This window comes from Candidatus Latescibacterota bacterium (assembly GCA_019038625.1).
GTDB lineage: Bacteria > Krumholzibacteriota > Krumholzibacteriia > Krumholzibacteriales > Krumholzibacteriaceae > JAGLYV01.
The window spans coordinates 1-16,768 of sequence record JAHOYU010000025.1; the positions used below are offsets into that span (position 1 = coordinate 1).

General features: G+C 51.9%; 14 protein-coding genes. 11 read left to right on the top strand and 3 right to left on the bottom strand.

Going from position 1 to position 16,768, the window contains the following annotated elements; genetic code table 11:
- The 7 genes from KOO63_01580 to dinB all read left to right on the top strand — a co-directional run.
- On the top strand, positions 1–373 hold a 373-nt coding region (locus tag KOO63_01580), incomplete at its 5' end, for a MotA/TolQ/ExbB proton channel family protein (GenBank protein MBU8920526.1).
- Entirely contained in the window at positions 370–774 is a 405-nt protein-coding gene (locus KOO63_01585; protein MBU8920527.1) for a biopolymer transporter ExbD, read from the top strand. The genes KOO63_01580 and KOO63_01585, both read left to right, overlap by 4 nt.
- Before the next feature lie 2 nt (positions 775–776).
- A complete protein-coding gene (locus KOO63_01590; protein ID MBU8920528.1) occupies positions 777–1,217 on the top strand; it encodes a biopolymer transporter ExbD in 441 nt (146 codons plus the stop codon).
- A complete protein-coding gene (locus KOO63_01595; protein MBU8920529.1) occupies positions 1,199–2,119 on the top strand; it encodes an energy transducer TonB in 921 nt (306 codons plus the stop codon). The genes KOO63_01590 and KOO63_01595 overlap by 19 nt, the downstream gene beginning before the upstream one ends.
- Before the next feature lie 33 nt (positions 2,120–2,152).
- The gene (locus tag KOO63_01600) at positions 2,153–3,181 is read left to right on the top strand and encodes a hypothetical protein (GenBank protein ID MBU8920530.1); all 1,029 of its coding nucleotides are present in this window, start codon (positions 2,153–2,155) and stop codon (positions 3,179–3,181) included.
- A gap of 184 nt (positions 3,182–3,365) precedes the next feature.
- Positions 3,366–3,932: a hypothetical protein gene (locus KOO63_01605; GenBank protein MBU8920531.1), complete on the top strand. Its 567-nt coding sequence runs from the start codon at positions 3,366–3,368 to the stop codon at positions 3,930–3,932.
- A 99-nt stretch (positions 3,933–4,031) separates the two neighbouring features.
- Entirely contained in the window at positions 4,032–5,330 is a 1,299-nt protein-coding gene (gene dinB, locus KOO63_01610) for a DNA polymerase IV (protein MBU8920532.1), read from the top strand.
- A gap of 98 nt (positions 5,331–5,428) precedes the next feature.
- On the opposite strand, the gene KOO63_01615 is transcribed toward dinB, so the two are convergent.
- Complete coding sequence (locus KOO63_01615; GenBank protein MBU8920533.1) at positions 5,429–5,956, bottom strand: DUF4136 domain-containing protein; 528 nt, start codon at positions 5,954–5,956, stop codon at positions 5,429–5,431.
- 139 nt (positions 5,957–6,095) lie between these two features.
- Between KOO63_01615 and KOO63_01620 the strand changes: the two genes are divergently transcribed.
- Positions 6,096–7,331 (top strand): arsenic efflux protein, encoded by a 1,236-nt coding sequence (locus KOO63_01620; GenBank protein ID MBU8920534.1) that lies wholly within the window; start codon positions 6,096–6,098, stop codon positions 7,329–7,331.
- Positions 7,332–7,368: 37 nt separating this feature from the next.
- The gene (locus KOO63_01625) at positions 7,369–8,943 is read left to right on the top strand and encodes a hypothetical protein (GenBank protein ID MBU8920535.1); all 1,575 of its coding nucleotides are present in this window, start codon (positions 7,369–7,371) and stop codon (positions 8,941–8,943) included.
- Here the strand turns inward: KOO63_01625 and KOO63_01630 are convergent.
- Both KOO63_01630 and KOO63_01635 read right to left on the bottom strand, forming a co-directional pair.
- Positions 8,922–10,181, bottom strand: coding sequence for a DUF2029 domain-containing protein (locus KOO63_01630; protein ID MBU8920536.1), 1,260 nt, complete (start codon positions 10,179–10,181; stop codon positions 8,922–8,924). The two genes, KOO63_01625 and KOO63_01630, sit on opposite strands and share 22 nt — an antisense overlap.
- Positions 10,182–10,572: 391 nt before the next feature.
- Entirely contained in the window at positions 10,573–11,574 is a 1,002-nt protein-coding gene (locus tag KOO63_01635; GenBank protein ID MBU8920537.1) for a methyltransferase domain-containing protein, read from the bottom strand.
- 163 nt (positions 11,575–11,737) lie between these two features.
- Here KOO63_01635 and KOO63_01640 point away from each other — a divergent pair, with 163 nt between their 5' ends.
- Entirely contained in the window at positions 11,738–12,925 is a 1,188-nt protein-coding gene (locus tag KOO63_01640) for a M24 family metallopeptidase (GenBank protein MBU8920538.1), read from the top strand.
- Between the two features lie 377 nt (positions 12,926–13,302).
- A complete protein-coding gene (locus KOO63_01645) occupies positions 13,303–16,707 on the top strand; it encodes a S8 family serine peptidase (protein ID MBU8920539.1) in 3,405 nt (1,134 codons plus the stop codon).
- Positions 16,708–16,768: the final 61 nt, after the last annotated feature.

Here is a 16,768-nt window from a genome sequence, read left to right on the forward strand (position 1 = left end):
GGACCCGTCTGGTGAACCGGCCGAAGAAAGGATGCAGATCAGCCTCAGCCATCAGAAGATGCTGCTCGAAAAGAACCTCGGCGTGCTGGGCACGATGGCCGCGATAGCGCCCCTGGTGGGTCTGCTCGGTACTATCTGGGGTATAATGAGAGCATTCTCCAATATGGCCTCTACGGGCAGCGCGGCACCTTCGGTAGTCGCCGCCGGCGTGGCCGAAGCTCTCCTGACGACAGCTGGCGGCATCGTAATAGCAGTGCCTGCCATTCTTCTGTACAACCATTTTTCGCGAAGGATGAACGTGATGTTGACCGTGGCGGAAAATAACGCTAGAAGCCTCCGGGCGCTTCTGATGGAGATGGGAAGCATGGCATGAATTTCATAGAAGAGGAAAAATACGGAACAGAGCCGATGCACGGAGTAAATATGACGCCTCTGATAGATGTCTCACTCGTGATAGTAGTGATGCTCCTGCTTCTTACTCCACTGGCTCTGGAGTCGAGCATCGGGCTGAGGGATTCGACAGAACCCGAGATCGATATGGCTGGAGAAGTGAGACGGATCGAGTTGAATATTGTCTCCGAAGACAGTGTGAGTGTGGATGGACTGATCGTCCATCGACCGTTTCTTGGGGACAGGATCAGGGATATGATAGATCCGGGAAGAAGTCAGGTGTTGATCACCTGTGAGGGATCAGTCTCCCATGGAGCGTTTGTGAATGTCATCGATCAGGCAAAATTGTGCGGAGCCGGGGGAATAGCGGTAAGAGGGAGATAGAAATGCGCGGAAGGATAATAGATACACGTCCGGGGATCGCCGGTATAAATGTGACACCTATAATAGATGTCGCGCTGGTGCTGGTCATCATCCTCCTTATCACGGCTCCCGTTCTTTCGATCTCCGACCTGGGTGTGAACCTTCCCCAGGCGATGACCCGGGGAATGGAAGATGAGAACAGACTCAGCATCACACTCAGTATCACCGGTGAGCTATCGATAGACAAAATGATCGTATCCCGTGGTGACCTTCCGGATGAACTCGGCCGGATCCTTGCCGGTCGTCAGGATGAGGGGATCATTGTAGTTGTAAGGGCTGATGAAGACGTTCCGTACCAGATGGTCGAGGATGTGCTCAAAAAAGCGAGAGAAGCCGGTGCGGACAGGCTTGCGATCGCCACTACACAGGGAGGGAAAGGGATAGAATGGACACCTACTCTGTAAGTCTGGAACTGGCCGAGATACAGCGGAGGACGAACAGGCTCGGGCTGCTCAGTATTGCTATTCATATCCTGGTGGCAGTGGTCTTCATCATTATGAGATCGGTTGCCGTAGAGAGCGAATATGTTTCGGAGCTCACCGAGATCACGTGGTTCGACGAATCAGTGCAGGTGGCCGATCGACCCGTACAGGTCGCGGTTGCCGATATAGAATCAGATATGGATACAGATCCAACCGAGCCGGAAGTCCGGAACATACCCGCGGTCGTCGAGACGGGCAGGAGGATCAGTGAACGACTGTCAGGCTCTATGATCGGGACGATCAAAAAGAGAGTGATAAACGCATCTGTCCTCCCCCCTGTCGACATCGTCCGGTCGATTGCGGCGCCTCCGGCAGCAGGAAGGTCCTCAACCAGGCCTGTCAGGCTGAACAGGGATAGCAGGCGTGGGGAAGGACGGCCGGTAGCGCTCGCCAGAGAAAAGAATAAGGGGCCGGGTATGCTGAAGGCCGTGCCTGTCGATATACCATCTGCTGGAAAAAAGACCATGCCGGTCAGAGCCGAGATGCCCGATGCGGGCAGCGCCGGGTTATCTCTCAGCGGTCCCGTATCGGACAGAGCACTTATAGAACGCGTCCTGCCGGAATATCCGGAGTGGGCGAAGAACGATGGAATAGAAGTGACGGTGCAGCTCCATTTCATGGTCCTTCCCGATGGCCGCGTTAAGGAAAGCATCCTTGTCGAGAGGACATCGGGATTCAAGGATTTCGACCTGAACGCGGTCGGAGCAGTTATGGACTGGAGGTTCGAACCTCTCTCCGGGGGGCAGGTCAACGAACAGTGGGGCAGGATAATATTCAATTACAGACTGAATGGCGGTCGCAGGAAAGCTGGCATATCGAATTAAGAGGAGCAGGGGAAACCCGGAAGGAGTGGGTCGATGATGGACAGGCGTATGAACCTGATCAGAAGAACAACTGAGGTATCTGTACTTTGTGTACTGGCCCTGGCCCTTGCCGGGCCCTTCTGCGGAACGTTTTCCGGATCATGGGTGGTGTCGGGGATGGCGAACGCCTGGTGTGGCAGTGTTCCGGACAGCCTGGTCAACGACACGTCTGAAAGTACCCTTGCTTTGAAGGGTGGGATCGGGGGAAACATCCTGGGTGATCTTACGATAGAGGGGGAAGACAGGATAAATATACGGTTCGAGAGACCCGGTATTAAACTGGATATGGCGATGAGAAAGGCTCCAGGCCTTTCGTGGAAGGACAGCTGGGAGAAGATGGACATGTTCATGGCCCTGACAAGGGATACGGCATTCAGAAGGCCCGGTTGTGTCGCGAGGCCATGGCTGGGATGTTTTTCCCGCGACAATGTCGCTGTGTTCAGGCCGGAAAAGGGAAAGTCAGAAAGCTGGAGCATGACCATCGTGGATTCCAGGGGCAGGGAGGTCAGGACGTTTTCAGGCAGGGGCGACATCCCCAGGGAGATCGTCTGGGATGGAAGAACAGACGCCGGGGATCCAGCGACAGCCGGACTGACATATTCATCCATCATGGAGAGTACTGATCGAGCAGGGAATGAGCGGACTTACGTAGGCAGTGGATTCGACCTTCTTCCGTTCATGCTGAGTGATAGCGACTATCTGAGACTCATATTCTCAGGCGCGGACGCGGGACTGGGGCCAGATGCCACAGACAGGACTGGCCGGGGCCGTCTTCTTCTGGTCGAGGCAGCTTCATGGTTGAATCAGGCTGGAGATGCTGGTTCCCCGGTAATCGTGAGCGCCCTGGCAAGGACAGTTTCCCAGGCGGAATCGCTCGCGAGAGGTGTGGCTGGAATGGTGGGCGAATATCTGGCGGGGGACTCCGGCAGGATCTCCTGCGAGATCAGAGTCGCCGAAGATGCACCTGACAATGGAGCTGTCGAGATATCGGTAAACAGGGTGAAAATACATCACAATCAATAACTGATACCACCTTGAAACCGATAAAACTGATTTACTTAATTCATGGAATATGTTATACTTACGCATCGGTGGGGAATACCGCCGAAAGAAAAACGGGGGTAATTCCTTAGGAATGTAGATCGTTATATTTTAAGGAGTTGCCTTCGGTAAATTGATTGGCTACAGCTGCAACGAAGGATAGGGGATGTTCCGCGGGTCAGGAATAATTATCCTTGTAGTGCTGTGTGCGGGTCTGATTTCGCCCGTCAGTGCCGGGCCTAACAGGGTCTATATCGGGCTGTACGTAGACGGACTGCACAGTGACTGCGATGAGTATATAACCGCTTATAAGCCGTTTACCCTGTGGGTTTGGGTCCTTCCCAGTCTGCAGGGAGTGACGTGTGTCGAATTCAGGCTGGAAAAGCCTGAATGGCTTGAAGTGATCGGCATGACTGAGCATATCCTTGCCGCCGAACTCGAAGAGGATTTCGACTGGTTCGGTGAAGGGGGCAGAATGTGCTATGAATACTGTCGTTTTCAGTGGACCTGGGTCTTCCAGTTTACACTCTTGCCGACAGAGGCGAGTGCGACAGGTTTTATAACGATGCATGAATGGCTTCGGTCGGGCAATCTGTTGTCGACTACCTGTAAGGAAGCCTATCCGATTCAGGCTTTGATTCCTATTACCTATCTTGCGATCAACCAGAGTTGTGAGATCGGTGTAGAGAATTCTACCTGGGGCGCGATCAAAGGTATGTACAAGGACCAGTAATCGGTCGATGGGATCACCACACAATACAACAAAGGCGGCGACAGTCTGTTGTCCCGGTAAATCAGAGACCTGACGGCCGGGTTTGTGTATAATCTCCTCATGACAGATGAGAGTAATAACGACAATTCGGCTGGTACCGACTATTCGGATGGTATCATCCGTTCAAACGACAGGAATGTCTATCCTGCAGGATCTGGAGAATGGGGGCCGGGGGAAAGGGTGATAGCCCATATTGATATGGATGCCTTTTTCGCTTCCGTAGAGGTCCTCGATTTTCCAGAGCTTCGCGGGAAGCCGGTCGTTGTAGGTGGCAGCTCCAATCGGGGTGTTGTTTCCGCGGCGAGTTACAGGGCCCGCGAATTCGGCATCCATTCAGCGATGCCGATATTCCAGGCGAAGAGATTATGCTCCGGGCTCGTGATCCAGCCCGGCAGGATGAAAAGGTACTCGGAACTTTCCCATGAAGTGATGAAGACCCTGTACTCATATTCTCCCCTGGTTCAGCAGATATCGATAGATGAGGCTTATGTCGATCTTTCCGGCACTGAAAAGCTTTTCGGAAGACCTGAAGAGACTGCATTCAGGATCAAGAAGGATATTTTCGGCAGTACCTCGCTCACCTGTTCAGTGGGGTTGTCGGTAAGCAAGCTGGTAGCCAAGATATCTTCCGATATGAACAAACCTGACGGCGTTACTATAATTCCGCCGGAAAGAGTGATGGAGTTCATATCTTCCCTTCCAGTAGGAAAGATCCCCGGGATAGGTTCGAAAAGCGAAGAGGAACTGGCGAAGACAGGAATAAAAAAGGTCGGCGATATCGGGAGGCTCGCTCCGAAGTTCGTCAGGGAACGGTACGGGAAGTTCGGAGAGAGATTGATGTCAATCGCTGCAGGAAAAGCGGGTGGTGAGGTTGTGCCCTTTTCTCCACCTAAATCGATCAGTAATGAGATCACACTCAGCGAAGACACTGACGAGATCGAACTCCTCGAAAAACATCTAATGGAACTTTCCGAGAAAGTCGGCAGGCGGCTGAGAAAGAACTATATGCGCGGCAGGACCGTGACTCTCAAGTTGAAGGACAGTCGGCACAGGTTGATTACAAGATCGGTGACTCTGGCCAGACCGACCTGTCAGGGGAAAAAGATATATACAGAGGCCAAGGAGCTGATGGAGGCGCTTGGGATCGGTGCGAGACAGCGATTGATAGGAGTCGGCGTGTCGAATCTCTCCAGTGATCAGGACCGGGGACTTTCCTGGTCGGGCAAGCCTGAACAGGGGCTATTGTTCGCGGAGAGCGATCCAGGGGAAGAACGATGGGACAAGCTCGACCGGGTGATGGACGGGATACTGGACAGGTTTGGAAAGGGAGCCGTGAAAAGGGGAAGGCTCAATGAATAATTCTGGTGGGACCATCACACCAGAAATGCATAGTCCACCATCAGCCCCCGGCTTCATTATCCTGACGCGTTTCGTTAGCTGCCCGTTTCATCAGGAGCTTATTCATCCGGCGGGAACCTTCTCAGTATTCTGGTGGTTGATTTTTCCACGTAGTCAGCCGCGTCCTCGCGCCCGTGAAGTACTCCTTTTGCCCAGCCTCTCCAGATGAGTTCTTTATTTCCACCATCGATGATGTCGATGATCAAAGTTCCCTCGCGATACTTGTGGACCCTGACATCAGGACCGCGCCAATGTCCTCGCCTGCCGTAATGGTAGTAGTGGTGGTCGACATCGATTTTCTTTTTCGATCCTACATGAAACGCGATAAGAAGGTCGGGTCTGGAGTCGCCCGCCGGTACGAACCCTTTTTCGGTCAGTTCCCTGTTCGCGGCGCTTATGACATGTTTTTTGACCAATGGATCCCTCATCATCCCCTTTTGAGAATCCTTACTGTAATCGACCCATTTGTAGGTCTTGTAGATCGAGAAGTCCACATCCGGGTCGAAGTCGGTTTCCACCGAGATCCCCGAGCAGGAAGTAAACGATACGAGTGCCAGAAGACATAGGACTGCGGCGATTCTGTTCATCGGAACCATCCCTTTCACACTGCCCATCGGCAAGACGGTAATTGAAAGTCCGGTTGAGACCTGTCGTACAAATGGTAATTGAAAGTCAGAAGCTCTTCAACTATAATCCCGATCGGACTTGCGCGGAAAGGATCGTGTAATGATCGATGTACTGAGAAATACATTTATGATAACAGGCTTTGTCTTCGTCATGATGCTCGTTATCGAATTTCTCAATGTTCTGACAAGCGGCTCATGGCAGCACAGGCTTGCCAGGAGTAGATTCGGGAAATACATCTTCGCCGCGATTCTCGGCGCGATCCCGGGCTGTCTGGGAGCCTTTGCCGCTGTGGCGATGTATTCACACGGAGTACTGACGCTGGGTGCTGTAGTCACGGCGATGATAGCTACCAGCGGAGATGAGGCCTTCGTCATGCTGGCCATGATCCCAGGACCCGCGATAGTCCTTGCCGGCATCCTTATTGTCGTAGGAATAATCGCCGGGATCCTCACAGATATCTTTGCGGGAAAAGCGGGGAAAGCAGGAAAAACCACAGACCCTGATTGCTGTGAGATGGTGGTCCATGAGGACCACGTCGAACAGTGCTTTGTGAGAGGACAGGTACTCAGTCAGTGGAAAAACTGTACAGCGGCGCGCGGAATACTGGCTGTGATGCTCGTGCTTCTCATTGCTGCTATAGTAACGGGGCAGCTAGGACATCACGATCACGGAGAGCACGACCTTCAGGTGCAAGGGGGCGCTGAGGAATCGCTCGACGAGAGCCATCAGGTGACTCTCGACGATCATGAAGGACATGATCATCATGAGGGGGATGTTCACCACGATGAAGAAGCTGCATCCGGGGAGCATGTCCACCACGACGAAGATGTTCATACCGATGAGCATGCCGGCCCTGGAGAAAGCGAATGGGACTGGGTGCGGATGACGATGCTCATATCCTCGTTAGTGGCCCTGTTTATTGTGGGGACTGTCTCTGACCATTTCCTGGAGGAGCATCTCTGGGAGCATATAGCCCGGAAACATCTTCTCCGGATATTTCTGTGGACCTTCAGTGCGTTATTAGCTCTCTATCTGCTTACCGATTACCTGCATCTTGACATACTTGCAATAGCGAGTGAACGGGGATGGATCATCCTGGGCATAGCGTGTCTTGTGGGGCTGATACCACAGTCGGGGCCTCATCTGGTATTTGTCACTCTTTTTGCCCAGGGCCTGATTCCTTTCAGTGTCCTGCTGGCAGGGTCGATAGTACAGGACGGCCACGGCATGCTTCCGATGCTCGCGGATTCACGGAGGAGTTTCCTGCTTGTCAAGATGATCAACCTGGTCGCCGGACTTATCATCGGAGCAGCAGCGTTCGCTGCTGGCTATTGACCTGTGAGAACTATTGATGAGGGCAGGGGAATATTCTATGACAGCCATTAAAAAATCAACTATTCCATTCCTTGTAGCCGTTGCTATCGCTATTTTCGTATTCCTGAAAAATGCCTGGGTCTCTGAAGACGCATACATAATATTCAGAAGCATCGAGCAATTGTTCGAAGGGAATGGCCCTGTGTGGAATCCTCACGAGAGGGTCCAGGTCTTCACGAGCCCATTGTGGTATTTTATGCTGGCATTTGTCCGTATGTTTTCCAGAGATGCTTACCTCAACGTGATCGCTGCCTCGTTTATTCTATGGGTAGCTACTAATCTTGTGCTAAAAAAAGTTTTCAAGAACAATATGATTTTGCTGATTTCAATTCTGTTGTTCTCATCTTCAACCGCTTTTTTTGATTACACAAGCTCTGGCCTGGAAAACGTTCTCGCCTACCTTATTATCGCGCTGTATATTTTGAACTATATTGAGTTATTTGCTTTTCGTGACAGCGACAAAACGCAGATAAGTGCGAAAAACCGTATTAAAATGATATTGTTTTTGTTTGGTCTGATCATTTGTGTTCGACACGATCTGGCGCTGCTGCTATTGCCTTCGACGATCTATGTCGTATTAAAGAACTCGCGGATCTATTCATTAAAACAATGGTCTGTTATTTCTGTCACTGCTTTCTTGCCTATCATTCTGTTTTCTATATTTTCTTTGATCTATTATGGTTTCCCATTCCCGAACACGGCCTATGCAAAATTGAATACCGGCATCGACAAAGCTGAGATATTCAAGCAAGGGCTCCAGTACTTCAAGTCATCATTCAAATTTGACACAATCACTTTACCGATCATAGCCGGAGCTTTGGTATTGAACACAGTTGCATCTTCTAATAAATGTTTAAGATATCTTGGGTATGGTGTGTTTCTTAATCTTTTGTACATCGTTTATATCGGTGGTGACTTTATGCAGGGAAGATTGTTTTCCTATGCATATATGGTCTCTGCCATAATTTTACTGTTGAGGTTCACCAGAGTCCATTCCAATAAATATCGATTGATAACTCTCGTGATGGTTTGTCTGTATCTTGTTTTTTACTCACACACACCGTTCAAGTCCCCTCTTGACTATAATAATCGCACTATAGAATCGGGAATCGCGGATGAGAGGGGCTTCTTTTTCGATATCCTATCTTTATACAGGTATACTCATCGCGATAAGGAAGGTAAAATATTTCCGGATTGCCCTGAGGCTTATCAGGGACTCAAATTCAAAAACACTCCTAATAGTATAACTGCGGCCGCTAGTATAGGTGTTTTTGGATACTACGCCGGGACAGAAAATATCATCATCGATCCTCTGGGACTATCTGACCCTCTTTTGGCTCGAATGCCTGTGACTGGCAAGTGGCGTATAGGGCATTTTAAAAGAGAACTACCCGAAGGATATGCGAAAAGCATAATTACTGACAACGAAGTCATCGCCGATCCACGAATCAATGAATATTACAGGAAGCTGAAAATCGTTACTCAAAACGAGGAATTGTTTACAGCAGAACGACTGAAAACAATCATATTATTCAATGCAGGCGCCTACAATCACTTGCTGTCAGATGAATGATCTGTCCCGGTGAGGCCTTTCAGAGCAATAAAATAAACGCAGACCAGAAGTAAAAGATTCGCGATGAAGATCATCCCGTAAGCGTTGTAGACCTTCCAGTGTGGGAACCAGTTGAAAACGAAAACACTGGAACACGCGATCGATGACAAGGGCAGCAGGAGAAGGCCCCCTTTCCATACATTGGAAAAAGATCGGGCCGATGTCAGGTATGTCAAGATCACGATCTGGCAGAAAGGTAGATAGCTGAAGTAGTGCGGCCAGGAAGTCTTGATGAGGAAGGGAAGTGAGAGAAAAAGTAATACAAGTGAGAGGGTGTATTTATCCTTCAGATTCTTCCGCTCCATCAGCCAGAGAAGGGCCAGGTTGCACAGGAAGACAGCATAACCGGCCACAGAGAGTATTTGCGCACCCATGGTGCCAACAGGCTTCTTGACTAAAAGATGGCTCCATCTATCCGCCACATGGCCAAAATATTGTGAGTTGACATCATGACGGATCCATTCCAAATCGGGCATGGTCGCAATTCTGGCCTTCTCAAATGCTATCCACGGTTGCAGACCCATTGCAGTGGCTGGAAGGAAAGCATAGAGGGCAAATAGGGCAATAGCAAAGCTGGCGCAGACACGGAAGTCACGCTTTATAATAAAGTACACCAGAAATACGGCCGGGTAATATTTGATTGCTACTGCAACAGCGAGCAGGATACCCGCCAGGACACGCTTCTTTCCCGCATAGGCGTGGAATGCAGCGACAACGCAGACAACAAGCATCACACTCACTTGTCCCCATTTAGTGTTGTGCAGTATTGGGAAGGAAGTAATCAAGACTCCGGCGTAAAGAGCGATGCTACCTGGTTTCAGACGGCGCAGCCTGACCAGGGGAAGAACACACAATGTCACCAGGCTGATGGCCTGCAAAATTCCCCAACCCCACATGGCCGGCATCTGTTTAAGAGCGCATAAAGGCACAAGCAAAAGAGCAAAGAATGCTGAATAAAAATACCCGGGAACAGGCGTTGATGTGTGAAGGATGGTTCTGGCCATCGGGTAGTAGTGGCCCAGAAAATCCTGGAACAACTGGTTGTTGTGGTCAAGGGCAACGACAAAGGAAGCAACAGATTTCCATACCGTCAAATAATATGCTGAGATCAGAATAAGTAATGGGACGATCAGTGCTGCCAGATAAATAGCCCGGGGAAGAGTCTGCAGGCGATTCTTGATGGTTTGCAGGAAACGCATTCAGGCTCCATCAGGTGCTGGAATCGAATCTTTTGTCAAATATACATTTACATCCCTGATAATAATCCCGGTCAATTTTTCTGTCAATGTGTTTGATTTTCTTCGATTCATCCGTGGATTGAATGAGAGCAGGCCCCGGACAGTGAGGAAGACGTGCGGCTGATTCACCTACCAGGGCCATACTCCGGGTTTGGAGAGAGTACTCCTGACCTTTTCATCCATATTTACTGATGCCATGCGATAATGCTGTCTGCGGTGAGGCCTCGAAAGTATTGCGTTGTATTTCTACTTAAATATTGTGATTTTTTTCTGAAAAGTCAAGTAATGAGCGGTTTGTCAGACCGGATACTTTCCGGGTCGGAGGAGCTATCGACTCTGCCTGGACAGGTGATTATTTTATTGCTCGAAGCATGTAGTGGAAGTTGTGGTATGTCACGATCCTTTTCAGCCGGGAGAGTGTCCTGAAAAGTGAATAGCCTGCCGGGCAGATGTTGGGATAGGCGGCTTGAGGAACGGGGGTGACTTCGGTGAACCCGGAATCCAGGAGTATTTTTCTGACCCTGAAGACGCTCGTCGGAAATTCGTACGATGCCGGCTGGTGGCCCGAACCTCTCAACCTGTGAAAAAGAGATCGAAGTACTCCATGCACGGGCCTCGGCAACAGGATCGACTTCCAGAACTGGAAAAGTCCCCATGCGTTGATATCCTCGAGGATCAGTATTCCTCCGGGGCGAAGTATCCTGAAAAATGAACTCAACATTTTTTCGAGAAGGTCGGGTTCGTGGTGGATCAGGTCAATACAGCACACGCAATCAAAAGTATTGTCGGCGAAAGGCAGCGCCTGTACGGCACCGGCCACATTAAATCTGGACTGGTAATCGTCTCGCAGACTTTCAAGCAGACTCTGCATCAGGTCGAACGCTACCAGCATAAGGTCTCTGCCGGAGCTCCCCTCGCTCAAGCTTTTTTGAGAGACCAGGTCGAGGAATCCCGTGTCCAGCCCGCAACCGACGTTCAGCACCACAAGCTCTCTGCTGCCTGTCAATTCTCCTGTGTCTGTCGGTTCAATTCTATCTGTTCTGAGGCCTTTCAGTTCTTTCCTGACGAAATCCCAGTACTCTTTTTTTGAGTTCTTCCACTGCTGCTCATGGAATATTTCCCCGCCGGACGGGATGTGGTCGGCCATCAGTTCGCCAAGTTTTTCCTCTTCTTCGATATGAGTCATGTCGGTGTCATCAGGAATAAGAAGTGGAATGCCTCCGGATATTCCGTAAACGCGGTGGCAGCCGGGGCAACACAGGCCGTTAGATTCCATACCCGAGTGTGTGAAGGCAGTGCCGCATTCGGGGCAGGCGAGAAGTTCGAGAAGCTTATTGTTTATCTGTTCGCTCATGACTGGTCCCCATTATATTGAAAAATGATTGTACTTCAATCGTTTGTTTGTCAGTATGGAGAGATGTTATCAACGGATGGCGATTCGATAGAGGACAGGATGCACAAAGTCCAGTCATGATTGACGTCGAAGAAGGTTCAGGATTCAGAGAGGGAGGATGACGATGGATCTCCAGGCAATTCAAAAGGCATTGAAAGAAAAAGGTGTGGATGGGTGGCTGTTTTACGATTTTCACAACCGGGATCATCTCGCGTACAGGATACTCGGGCTGGACTTCGAAAAGATGACATCCAGGCGCTGGTTCTACTTTATCCCGGCAGAGGGTGAGGCCGTCAGGCTGGTTCACAGGGTGGAGATGTCCAAGCTCGACTCACTTCCCGGGAAAAAGGTCTATTACCATCCGTGGGAAGAGCTTCACGCGAAGTTGAGGGAGATTCTCGGCGAGCCGAAGTCGATCGCCATGCAGTACTCACCACTGAATAATATCCCGTATACTTCGATCGTAGATGCGGGCACTGTCGAACTTATCAGAAGCTGCGGTCACGAGGTAGTCTCCTCGTCCGATCTGGTGCAGTTGTTCGAAGCGATAATCGATGAGGATGGATACCAGAGCCACTTAAAGGCTTGCGATATAATCCAGGGCATAAAGAACGAAGCCTTCGCTCAGATCGACAGCGCTATAAAAGAGGGAAGGGATGTCACCGAGTACGAGATCGCGCAGTATATCCTCCGTCGTTTCGATGAGGAAGGGATCGATCCCGGGCATGATATCCCGATAGTCGGGGCGAACGATCACCCGGCCAACCCCCATTTCGAGCCGACTGAAGATGGAAGTTATACCTTCAAAAAAGGTGATTGCGTACTCATAGACCTCTGGGGCAAGTGCAAGGAACCAGGGTCGATCTTTTACGATATCACATGGTGCGGGTTTATCGGCACAGATCCTCCGGCCAAATATGTCGAGATATTCAACACGGTCCGCGACGCACGAATAGCGGCCGTTGAATTCGTGCGCAAGTGTTTTGCCGAGGACCGTCCATGCTTCGGGTGGGAGGTCGATGACGCCTGCCGTAACGTTGTGAAAGAGGCTGGATACGGAGACTATTTCATTCACAGGACGGGGCATTCGATAGGTGAGGAAGTCCATGGCAATGGAGTGCATATCGATAACCTCGAGACAAAGGACGAGCGCCAGCTGGTGCCAGGCATCTGTTTCTCGATAGAACCGGGCATCTATCTGGAAGGTGAGATGGCCACGAGAAGCGAGATCGACCTTTTCATCACCCTGGATGGCGAAGTAGTAGTAGCGGGCGATGAGCAGACTGATCTTATCCTGATGGGTGTTGATTGACAGATCGAGCCTGACAGCCGTGTAAAGACATGAAATCTATTATCGGGCCATGTCGTGTGGCCCGATTTTACCTTCCGTTTTTATTGTAGACTATACTGCTTCGAATGTGATAAAATAGCTTATCTCGGTGAAACTTACATTCAACATCCCAATTCCTGTCGGTGTGAAAGATCGTGCGGCTCTTTCGCCGAATACGGGGCTTGGGACTATAATCGTAAATCGGCTTACGTCTGACAGCCAATTGTGAGAGGAGGATTTTACCCGCCGTTTCATGTTGCTACAGGTCTGTCCAGGCCTCAACACCCACCGTCCAATCTTCGGGTTCAGATTCACCGATACCATCCCCGGAGCAGCGACGCAAACGGTTAGGAGAGAGAATGCATCGAAAATTCATCGCCCTGTCTTTCTGCCTGCTGATGATCTTGACGCCTCTATTCGGCGCCAGTGCGGCAGATTCCCCAAGGGTTTTCGCTCCCGTTCAGGGAGGGTTTGTCGGGACAGGAGAAAACGTCCTGCCTTATGCTCCGGACAGGATTTTTGTCCAGTTTACTTCTGCCAGCTACAAAGTCTCAAGTCTCAAGATAAATTTCCAGAAAGGTGCCGAACCTGCAGACGGGTTGACCGGTCTTGCTACGGTCGACGCGCTCAGCCGCGAATTCGGTGTGTTGAAGATCTCCCGGCCCTACATGGAGCCGAAGAACAAGATAGCGGCAGTACAGCTTGGAGTGGACAGGTGGTTCCGGGTAGACCTGTCGCCAGGTGCCGATATCGAAGCGATCGTGGCGCGTTTCGCGGCCGATCCGAATGTTGAATACGCGAAGCCCGATTACAGGGCATTCCCCGCTGTGACCCCGAGCGATCCGATGTACGCCGACCACTGGGGTCATAACAATACGGCACAGTTGCCCGACCTCGACTGGGGCGGGACATACGACCATACCCTGCCGAACACGGTGGGAACACCAGGCTTTGACGCCAACGCGCCCGCGGCGTGGGACGGAAGCCAGGGATACGGCAGCTCGTCAGTGATCGTCGCAATCCTTGACTCCGGTGTTGACGCCGGTCACCCTGACCTCAACCAGGTTGCGGGATATGATTTCGGCGATAACGACAGCAATCCTGATGACGACTCCAACGCGCCTGGTCATGGCACCTGCTGTGCCGGTGTGGCGGCAGCGATAGCGAATAACGGACTCGGGGCCTGCGGCGCTGCTCCGGGCGTCAGCATCATGCCCTGCAAGTGCGCCGACAGTGGCGGATCACTTTACTTTTCCTACCTCGACGCCGCCCTTTACTGGGCTGCCGACAATGGGGCCGATGTGATCAGCATGAGCCTCGGCGCGTACGCGAACGTAGGCCAGCTCCCGGCAACGGATGCGGCACTTGAGTACGCTGCTAACGCTGGTTGTCTCATCGTCGCCGCGACGAGTAACGACAACTTCAACTACATCAGCTATCCCGCCTGCCATCCCGACGTGATGGCGATCGGTGCGGCATCTCCTTGCGGCGACCGCAAGAGAAGCTCGAGCAGTTCGACAGAGTGTAATCCCGGTGTCGACACCGACCCGAACGGGTATACCTGCGACGGTGAGCGTTGGTGGGGATCGTGCTACGGCTCGACGAACCAGGACGGCTCTGACGCAGTCGACATACTCGGTCCGACGATTCTGCCGACGACCGATATCCAGGGCAACGGCGGATACGCAAGTGGCGATTATTCCCCGTTCTTCAACGGAACCTCCTGCGCGACTCCGTACGTCGCCGGAGTAGCTGCTCTCGTAAAGTCGAAGAATCCGACCTGGACGCCCGCCCAGATCCGTGACGAGCTGCGCAACACGGCGATCGACGTAGTGAACGTCGAGTCGGGTAGTGGCTGGGATCGTTACAGCGGATACGGAATGGTAGATGCTGAAGCGGCAGTAGGCGGCGGCGGACCTGTCGCTCCTGTAGCCGAGTTCTCAGGCAGTCCTGTGAGCGGCATCGAGCCATTGACAGTTGATTTCGTCGACGCGTCCACCGGCACACCGACCAGCTGGTCCTGGACTTTCGGAGACGGTGGTACTTCGACTCAGCAGAACCCTTCGTACACATACAATGTTGCCGGCAGCTATAATGTCAGCCTCAGTGTGAGCAATGCAGTCGGTTCTGACGGTATCACGAAGAACGGTTATATCACGGTCGATCCTTGTGTGGCACCGACAGCAGCGTTCAGCGGAACGCCGACTTCGGGCTACGCCGCGCTGATGGTTAATTTTACCGACGAATCGACCGGCGCCGCTTCATGGGCCTGGACATTCGGCGACGGTGGAACTTCAACGCAGCAGAATCCTTCCTATTCATATGCCGATCCGGGCACGTACTCTGTAAGCCTGTCGGTGACGAACAGCTGTGGCAGCGATGCCATTACGATGACAGACTACATCACAGTGGAAGAGTCCGTTACCCAGAAGGTATACGCGTCGGCTGATATCCCGGTGATCGGAACAGTGACGGGAAGCTACGCGAACACATTCGCCAGCGACAACAGCCGCGAGACCATCACCGAGGTGACCTACACAGGTCATCCGAGAAAACAGTACAGCTATGCAGAACACAAGTGGTCGTTCAATGTTCCGGCGAATTCCTCAGATGTGACCTTCTCCGTGGAAGGTTCCAGGACGAGTACTGGCGATGGTGACAACTTCATCTTCGCTTATTCGACCGACGGTTCGGTCTACAACAACCTCGTGACAATCGCCAGCACCACGGAGCAGACCTATTCGGCCACGCTTCCCACGGGAACGAGTGGCACGGTCTACATCAGGGTCCTCGACAGTGATCGCAGCTGGGGCAACCTGACCAACGATGCCGTCAGCATCGACGAGATGTATATCGAGGTCATGGGTGGCTCATCAGGCTCAGCGCCTGTTGCTGCCTTCACGGGTACTCCGACCTCCGGAGACTATCCTCTCGAAGTAACATTCGTGGATCAGTCAGCTAACGCTCCGACTTCCTGGAACTGGGACTTCGGTGACGGAGGCGGCTCTACCCAGCAGAACCCTGTTTATACGTACAACGCTGCCGGGACATACACTGTCACCTTGACAGCTACCAACGAGTATGGAACGGACGATGCGATAGAGAGTGGTTATATCACCGTTACCGATCCGGGTTCGACGGTCTACACGCATGTAGACGATATAGTCGTGATCCAGACCGGCTCCAGGAACAAGCTCTATGGCAATGCTACGGTGACTATTCTCGATGGAGGCGGTTCTCCAGTATCCGGCGCGGTAGTGTACGGATTCTTCAGTGCGCCTACGACCGCGACAGTGACCGGGACTACGGGAGTAGACGGCACAGTCACAATCGTATCCGGCAGACAGAAAGTCGAAGTAGATTTCTGTTTCGAGGTGACCAACGTCGTCAAGACGGGGACCACCTATGATGAGGGCTCCAATGTCGTGACCAGGTCATGTGAGAGCGGAGATGTCTTCAGCGCGGGTGACAGGTTCATCCTCACCGAGAGGGAGACCCCGGACATGTTCGGCCTTTCCCAGAACTATCCGAACCCGTTCAACCCGGTAACGCTGATCAGCTTCAGCCTGCCGGTCGAGTCACGTGTAAGGCTGGATATCTTCAACGTGAAGGGCCAGCTTGTGGCAACGCTCGTGAACAAGACGGTCGATGCCGGTTATCATGTGACCGAATGGAACGCTGCGGGGATGTCGAGTGGTATCTATCTATATCGTCTCAAGACTGAGAACTTTACCGAGACGAAGAAGATGATCCTTCTCCGCTAACTTTATCAAGTGTTTGCCGCTGAGGCTGTGGTGTGCTTTTCAGGTAAGGAGAGTCACTCCA

Bases quoted from the DNA above. Each gene is read 5' to 3' on its own strand.
- dinB (MBU8920532.1), top strand. From the start codon at position 4,032: ATGACAGATGAGAGTAATAACGACAATTCGGCTGGTACCGACTATTCG.
- KOO63_01595 (MBU8920529.1), top strand. From the start codon at position 1,199: ATGGACACCTACTCTGTAAGTCTGGAACTGGCCGAGATACAGCGGAGG.
- KOO63_01640 (MBU8920538.1), top strand. From the start codon at position 11,738: ATGGATCTCCAGGCAATTCAAAAGGCATTGAAAGAAAAAGGTGTGGAT.
- KOO63_01620 (MBU8920534.1), top strand. From the start codon at position 6,096: ATGATCGATGTACTGAGAAATACATTTATGATAACAGGCTTTGTCTTC.
- KOO63_01635 (MBU8920537.1), bottom strand. From the start codon at position 11,574: ATGAGCGAACAGATAAACAATAAGCTTCTCGAACTTCTCGCCTGCCCC.
- KOO63_01590 (MBU8920528.1), top strand. From the start codon at position 777: ATGCGCGGAAGGATAATAGATACACGTCCGGGGATCGCCGGTATAAAT.
- KOO63_01600 (MBU8920530.1), top strand. From the start codon at position 2,153: ATGATGGACAGGCGTATGAACCTGATCAGAAGAACAACTGAGGTATCT.
- KOO63_01585 (MBU8920527.1), top strand. From the start codon at position 370: ATGAATTTCATAGAAGAGGAAAAATACGGAACAGAGCCGATGCACGGA.
- KOO63_01630 (MBU8920536.1), bottom strand. From the start codon at position 10,181: ATGCGTTTCCTGCAAACCATCAAGAATCGCCTGCAGACTCTTCCCCGG.
- KOO63_01605 (MBU8920531.1), top strand. From the start codon at position 3,366: ATGTTCCGCGGGTCAGGAATAATTATCCTTGTAGTGCTGTGTGCGGGT.
- KOO63_01645 (MBU8920539.1), top strand. From the start codon at position 13,303: ATGCATCGAAAATTCATCGCCCTGTCTTTCTGCCTGCTGATGATCTTG.
- KOO63_01625 (MBU8920535.1), top strand. From the start codon at position 7,369: ATGACAGCCATTAAAAAATCAACTATTCCATTCCTTGTAGCCGTTGCT.
- KOO63_01615 (MBU8920533.1), bottom strand. From the start codon at position 5,956: ATGAACAGAATCGCCGCAGTCCTATGTCTTCTGGCACTCGTATCGTTT.